This is a genomic window from Eggerthella sp. (assembly GCF_048329335.1).
GTDB classification, from domain to species: Bacteria; Actinomycetota; Coriobacteriia; order Coriobacteriales; family Eggerthellaceae; genus Eggerthella; species Eggerthella lenta.
Map to the genome: position 1 here is coordinate 1 of NZ_DBFEGU010000070.1, position 6,245 is coordinate 6,245.

5 protein-coding genes are annotated in these 6,245 nt (G+C 65.8%); 2 read left to right on the top strand and 3 right to left on the bottom strand.

Annotated elements, in window-relative coordinates:
* Positions 1–2,276 (bottom strand): excinuclease ABC subunit UvrA (gene uvrA / locus ACMO6A_RS02155; protein WP_418470717.1); only part of this gene is annotated, 2,276 nt, incomplete at its 3' end.
* 280 nt (positions 2,277–2,556) lie between these two features.
* On the opposite strand from uvrA, the gene ACMO6A_RS02160 reads away from it, so the two are divergent.
* Positions 2,557–2,907 carry a nitrous oxide-stimulated promoter family protein gene (locus ACMO6A_RS02160; protein ID WP_009304434.1) on the top strand — a complete coding sequence of 117 codons (351 nt, stop codon included), beginning with the start codon at positions 2,557–2,559 and terminating at the stop codon, positions 2,905–2,907.
* A gap of 28 nt (positions 2,908–2,935) precedes the next feature.
* Here the strand turns inward: ACMO6A_RS02160 and ACMO6A_RS02165 are convergent, their stop codons facing one another.
* Positions 2,936–3,625 carry a CpsD/CapB family tyrosine-protein kinase gene (locus ACMO6A_RS02165; RefSeq protein ID WP_009304435.1) on the bottom strand — a complete coding sequence of 230 codons (690 nt, stop codon included), beginning with the start codon at positions 3,623–3,625 and terminating at the stop codon, positions 2,936–2,938.
* 159 nt (positions 3,626–3,784) lie between these two features.
* On the opposite strand from ACMO6A_RS02165, the gene ACMO6A_RS02170 reads away from it, so the two are divergent.
* Positions 3,785–3,979: a helix-turn-helix domain-containing protein gene (locus ACMO6A_RS02170; protein ID WP_009609120.1), complete on the top strand. Its 195-nt coding sequence runs from the start codon at positions 3,785–3,787 to the stop codon at positions 3,977–3,979.
* Between the two features lie 152 nt (positions 3,980–4,131).
* Here the strand turns inward: ACMO6A_RS02170 and ACMO6A_RS02175 are convergent.
* On the bottom strand, positions 4,132–6,245 hold a 2,114-nt coding region (locus tag ACMO6A_RS02175; RefSeq protein ID WP_418470718.1), incomplete at its 5' end, for an FtsX-like permease family protein.

Consider the following 6,245-nt stretch of genomic DNA (forward strand, 5'->3'; position numbering starts at 1 on the left):
CCGCAGCGCCCGCCGTTCACGTTGAACGAGAAGCGACCCGGCGAGTCGCCGCGGGCCTTCGACTCCTGCGTGGAGGCGAACAGCGCGCGGATGTCGTCCCACAGGCCTATGTAGGTGGCCGGGTTCGAGCGCGGCGTGCGCCCGATGGGGCTCTGGTCGATGTTGATCACCTTGTCGATCTTGTCCAGCCCGGTGATCTTCTTGTAGGCGCCCGTGCGGCGGTGCGCGTGGTTCACGCGGTTCGCCAGCGCCGGCGCCAGCGTATCGGTGACCAGCGAGCTCTTGCCCGAGCCGGACACGCCCGTGACCACGGTGAGCGTGCCGAAGGGAACCTCGAGCGTGACGTTGTGCAGGTTGTTCTCGGTGGCGCCCGTCAGCTTGAGAGACCCGCGGCGCGGCTTGCGGCGCTTCTCGGGCACCTCGATGCGGCGCCGGCCCGACAGGTAGTCGGCCGTGAGCGAGCCGTCCGCCTTCATGATCTCGTCCGGCGTGCCGATGGCCACGATCTCGCCGCCGTGTTCGCCCGCGCCCGGGCCCATGTCCACCACGAAGTCGGCGCTGCGGATGGTGTCCTCGTCGTGCTCCACCACGATGACGGTGTTCCCTAAGTCGCGCAGGCGCTCGAGCGTGGCGATGAGCCGCTCGTTGTCGCGCTGGTGCAATCCGATGGAGGGCTCGTCCAGGATGTAGAGCACGCCCATGAGGCCCGCGCCGATCTGCGTGGCCAGGCGGATGCGCTGCGCCTCGCCGCCGGAGAGCGTCGCCGTGGCGCGCTCCAGCGTGAGGTAGTCCAGACCCACGTCCACGAGGAACTTGAGGCGCGCCTTGATCTCCTTCACGATGGGCCCGGCGATGTGCTCCTCCGAGCCGTGGAACGCGAGGCTGTCGAAGAACGCGAGCGAGTCCGCCGCGCTCATCTCGGTGACGTCGTGGATGGAGCGATCGTTCACCGTGACGGCGAGGATCTCGGGCTTCAGGCGCTTGCCCCCGCAGGTCGGGCACGCCACGATGGCGAAGTAGCTGGCCAGCTTTTCGCGCTGCGCGTCGGACTGTGCCTCCTGGTAGCGGCGCTGCACCGCGGCCAGCGCGCCCTCCCACTCGATGTACCAGTACGTCTCGCGGCCGTCCACCGTGACGTAGTCGACGCGCACCTTGTCCTTGCCCAGGCCGTGCAGAAGCCCGTCCTGCGCCTTCTTGGGCATATCCTCCCACGGGGTGTCGGCGTCGGTGCCGAGGTGCGCGGCCACGGCGCGCAGCACCTGCGGGTAGTAGTTGCCGGTCTTGAACGGCGCGATGGCGCCCTCGTTCAGCGACAGCGACGGGTCGGGCACCACCAGCGACGCGTCCACCTCCTCGCGGCTGCCGATGCCGAGGCAGTCGGGGCAGGCGCCGTAGGGGGCGTTGAACGAGAAGTCGCGCGGCTGCAGCTCGTCCATGGAGTGGCCGTGCTCGGGGCACGCCAGCGCGAGCGAGAAGATGTGCTCCCCCGCGCCCAGGCCGCCCTTCGCGCCGCTCGACTGGCCGCCGGCCTCGCCGAGCGGACTCCCGTCGTTGCCCAGCACCTGCACGAGCACGCGCCCGTCGGCCAGCTTCGTGGCCAGCTCCACCGCCTCGGCGATGCGGCTCGTCGCGCTCTCCTTGAGTTGAACGCGATCCACCACCACGTCGATGAAGTGCTTGATCTTCTTGTTGAGCGTGCGCGGCTCTCCGTCCAGCTTCACGATCTCGCCATCGATGCGCACGCGGCTGAAGCCCTCCTTCTGCAGGTCGGCGAACAGCTTCGTGAACTCGCCCTTGCGACCCGCCACCACGGGTGCCATGATGATGGCCTTCGCGTCGGGCGCGAGGGCGAGGATCTCGTCGGTCACCTGGTCGGTGGTCTGCTTCTTGATGACGCGGCCGCACTCGGGGCAGTGCGGCACGCCCACGCGCGCGAACAGGAGGCGCAGGTAGTCGTAGATCTCGGTGGTGGTGCCCACCGTCGAGCGCGGGTTCTTCGACGTGGTCTTCTGGTCGATGGACACCGCCGGCGACAGGCCGTCGATGCTGTCGAGGTCGGGCTTCGACATCTGGCCCAGGAACATGCGCGCGTAGCTGGACAGGCTCTCCACGTAGCGGCGCTGGCCCTCGGCGTACATCGTGTCGAACGCCAGCGACGACTTGCCGCTGCCCGACAGGCCCGTGATGACCACCAGCTCATCGCGCGGGATGGAGAGGTCGATGTCCTTGAGGTTGTGCTCGCGGGCACCCTTGATGACGATGGCGTTCTGTCCCATGTGGCTTATCGCTCTTTCTATCGTTCGCAGCCCGGCGCGGCGCCGGAGTCGAATATGGCTACCGGAGAACTATCATTTCCGTGCAATCGCTCATTTTAGCGCAGTCCGACCGCGGAATAGGCAAAAACATCCGTTCGTCTGATTCGTTCAAATTCTGAGCACAAACTGTTCGATTCGGCATGGTTCGAGGTCGATCCGCATTCCCCGACTCAAGGGAAAAACGCGCGTGCGCGTTCGGTTGGATTCTGGTATCCTCGCGATCGAGACCAGGAGGAGCCACATGACCCAGCAGGACAGCCCCAAGATCGCTCGGCGCCGCGACCGCGAAAAGCGCACCATATCCCAAATGGTGGCGTTGTATTGCGCCGACAATCACGACGCGGCCGCGCGAACGGAAACCGCCCACTGCGGCGAGGCCGTGTGCCCCGGCTGCGCGAGCATCGACGCCTATGCCGTGCTGCGCACCGAGCGCTGCCGCAAGATGGACGTGAAGACCTCGTGCGACGAATGCGAGCACCACTGTTACAAGCCCGAGGAACGCGAACGCATCCGCGCCGTCATGCGCTACGCCGGCCCGCGCATGCTGAAAAAGCATCCTTTGGCCGCCATCCGCCATCTGCTGGGAAAGTAGAGGCGCCTTCGACCCGCATGCCGAGACCCTACTCCGCTTTGTCCCCGTAGGCGGCATAGTAGGCCGACGTTGCGGTATCGCAGCAGTTCATTACCGTCCCCACGAGATTAGCGCCCGCCGCGCGCAACTGTTCGGCTGCCTTCTGGACGCTTGCGCGCTCGACGAAGCCTTCGCGCACCACAAGCAGCGTCGCATCGGATACCTGGGCGACGACGGCGGCGTCCACGAACGCGCCCACCGGCGGAGTGTCGATGACCACGTGGTCGTAACGAGCGGCCAGGCATCCGAGCAAGCGCCTGAATCGTTGGGAATCGAGAATGTCGACGGGGCTGGTCACGCCTGCTTCGGCATCGAGGAAATGCATGCGCGGCTGACGAGTGGCCACGATAGCCCGCCCCGGTTCCTCATCCCCCATCACGACGGCGCAGAGCCCGACGGGAGCGCGCACCCCCAACCTGTCCGCCAGCGAGCGCCGCCGCAGGTCGCATTCCACGAGCAGCGTGCGCTTCCCCGCCACGGCCATCACGCGAGCCAGCTCAACGGCCACCGTCGTTTTGCCCTCGTTCGGCACCGAGCTCGTCACCACGATCGTGCGCATCGGCTTGTCGAAGCTCATGAACCCCAAGTTCGCGTACAGCGTGCTCATCGCGTTGCGCTGCAGCGGGCGCGGAAGCTCGGCGTTCAGAACCCTCGTCTTCTTCTTGAACATCTTCATCATCGATTCTCCGGTTCGCGCAGGAGGAAGCCCGGCTCGACCGCCCAGGGTCGCTTACGCACCGTCAAACTTCCTCCCACATCCTCAACACGGCTTCATATATGAAGCCGTGTTGAGGATTATACCGAATAATCTGAACGAATGGATGCTGATAGGAAAAGAGTGCTTTTAGGGAGCGCGATTCGCGAGCGAAGGGAGGCGCAGAGCCTGTCTCAGCAGAAGCTCGCCCTCATGATCGGCAGCAGCAAATCGCACATCTGGCGCATCGAGTCGGGACGCGTGAGCGTGGGTCTCGACGACCTCGGCCGTATCGCCGACGCCCTCGACGTGCAGGTCCGCGACCTCTTCTCGTTCTAACCGCGCATCGTTCGAGGCGCGGCACCCCCCCCGAAACACGTTGTCGCCCGAAAGCCGCTGTTTTCACGCTGAAAACGCGGCTTTCGGGCGACAACGAGCATGCGGAGGCGGCCCCGACGCAAGCCGACGGGGCCGCCAACCGGCTCCTCTTCCTAGCCCAACAGCTTCTTGCCAAGCGAAGCGCGGATGATGCTGCGGCTGGCGAAGTGCGTGACCAGGAGATACGCCCCGTACACGATGCCTGTCAGCACGCCGGTCATCAGCGCGGGCTCGAGTACCGAAACGCCCAGCTGCGCGAGCACCGCATCGCTGATGACGCCGACGGCGCATACGGTATGGCACACGGCCAAAGCGAGAGGAACGAGGAAGTACACGAGCACCTGCGCGCGCAGCGACCGGAAGATCATACGGCGGTCGCAGCCGATCTCGGCGAGCACCCGGTAGCGCGCCAACGAGTCGCTGGTCTCGGACAGCTGCTGGATGGCCAGAATGGCAGCCGTGGCGATAAGGAACACGAAGCCGATGTACAGTGCCAGGTACGAGATCATCATGTTCATGCCGCTCGACTGGACGACCACCTCCTCGGCTGTGAACGAGAGCGTCACCGGCCAGGGCTTCGGGCCGAACTTCCACCCCGAAGCCGCCACCTCGGCGCTGGGAGGAGAAGCCTCGCCCAGCATCTGCGCGAGCAGCTTGTCGCCTTCGGTTCGGCTCGTCTTGTACATGAGGTTGAGCACGGACTGCTCGGGCACAACGCCCTGGGCGCGCAGGTCGGCGATCACCGAGTCGGGGACGATCGCCTCGGCGCCGCTCGAAGCGAACGCGGCGTCCTCCAACGGCTGGCGCCGCAGCTCGCCCGTCGACGTCAGCGTGCGACCGGCCGCTTGGATGGTCTCGCCTTTGCCTGCGAGCGCCTCGGCAAGGCCCTGCATGCCGTCGAGCGTGTTGTTCACGGCGTAGCCGTCCTCGCCCACGTCCACCGTGGGCCGACCCGTCAGCTCGGCAAGCGCATTGAACTGCGAGACCCCGACCAGCGAGATGCCCTGCCTGTGCATCGCCTCGTTCTGCTTATCGTTGCCCGTGTCCTTGCCGTAGCGATCCATGATCGCGCCATAGCTCTCATCGGCGTCCACGTACACGTCGACCTGCACCGAGCGATCCACCAGCGCGTCCCACGTCGGCGAAGCGTCCGCCAGCTTCGCGGCGATATCCCAATCGTACGCCTCGGCGTCCGCAGCGATGGCGGCGGCCTTCTCGTCGGCGACTCGCTGATACTCCCGATCCTCCTCGCTCATGCTCGCGAGCGCCTCTTCGTCGTGGATGCCGCCCGCGTTGAGGTACACGTTCGCCGTGAGCGTGGCGTCGTACAGCGTGCCCTCCTCGACGTTGCCGCTGAACGCGCGCGCCAGGCCCATGCCCGTGGAGAACACCGTGAGCGAAAAGAACAGCATGATGCATACCACCGACAGCGACACGAACGCCGTGTTCACCTTGCTGGCGATCTGGCGCGTCGTGAACATGGCAAGGCCCTTGAAGTAGATGCCGCGCGTGCGCTCGATCGCCGCAAGCGCGAAGCCCGCGAGCGACCAGAAGAACAAAAACGTGCCCGCCACCATGAGCGCCGTGGCCCGCCAGAACCCTTCGTCGAACTGCATGAGGCCGTTGTCGACGAGCGTAACGTACGACCACGCGATCACGGCGACGGCCGCGAGGAAGCCGACGAGGCTGATCCAGGGGTTGCGCACGCGGAAGCGCGCGTTCTTCGAGCGGGCCGACAAGAGGTCGATGAGCTTGTAGCGCCGGATGGACAGCGTGTTGAACAGCCCCGTCACGGCGAAGATGAGCACGAAGCACCCCAGCGTCAGCAGGAAGGCGTTGGTCGAGAACACGAATCGGTACTGTTCCATCTGGATGTTGAACAGCCCCGCCGTGACGAACGACAGCCCTTGCGACAACGCGAAGCCCAAGGCCAGGCCCACGCCCAGCGAAACGAGGCCCACCGCCACCGTCTCCAGAAGCACGATGACCGACACGCTGGACGGGTTCATGCCCAGCATGAGGTAGGTGCCGAACTCCTGCTTGCGTCGGCGGATGAGGAACCCGTTCGCGTACAGCACGAGAAAGCCCAGCACGCAGGCGATGACCACGCTGAACATCCCCAACATCTGACCGGTCATCTCGAACACGCTGGCCGTGGCGGTATCCTCGAGGTCGAACAGGATGGACTGGCCGGTCACCGAGTTGAACGCGTAGAACACCGCCACGC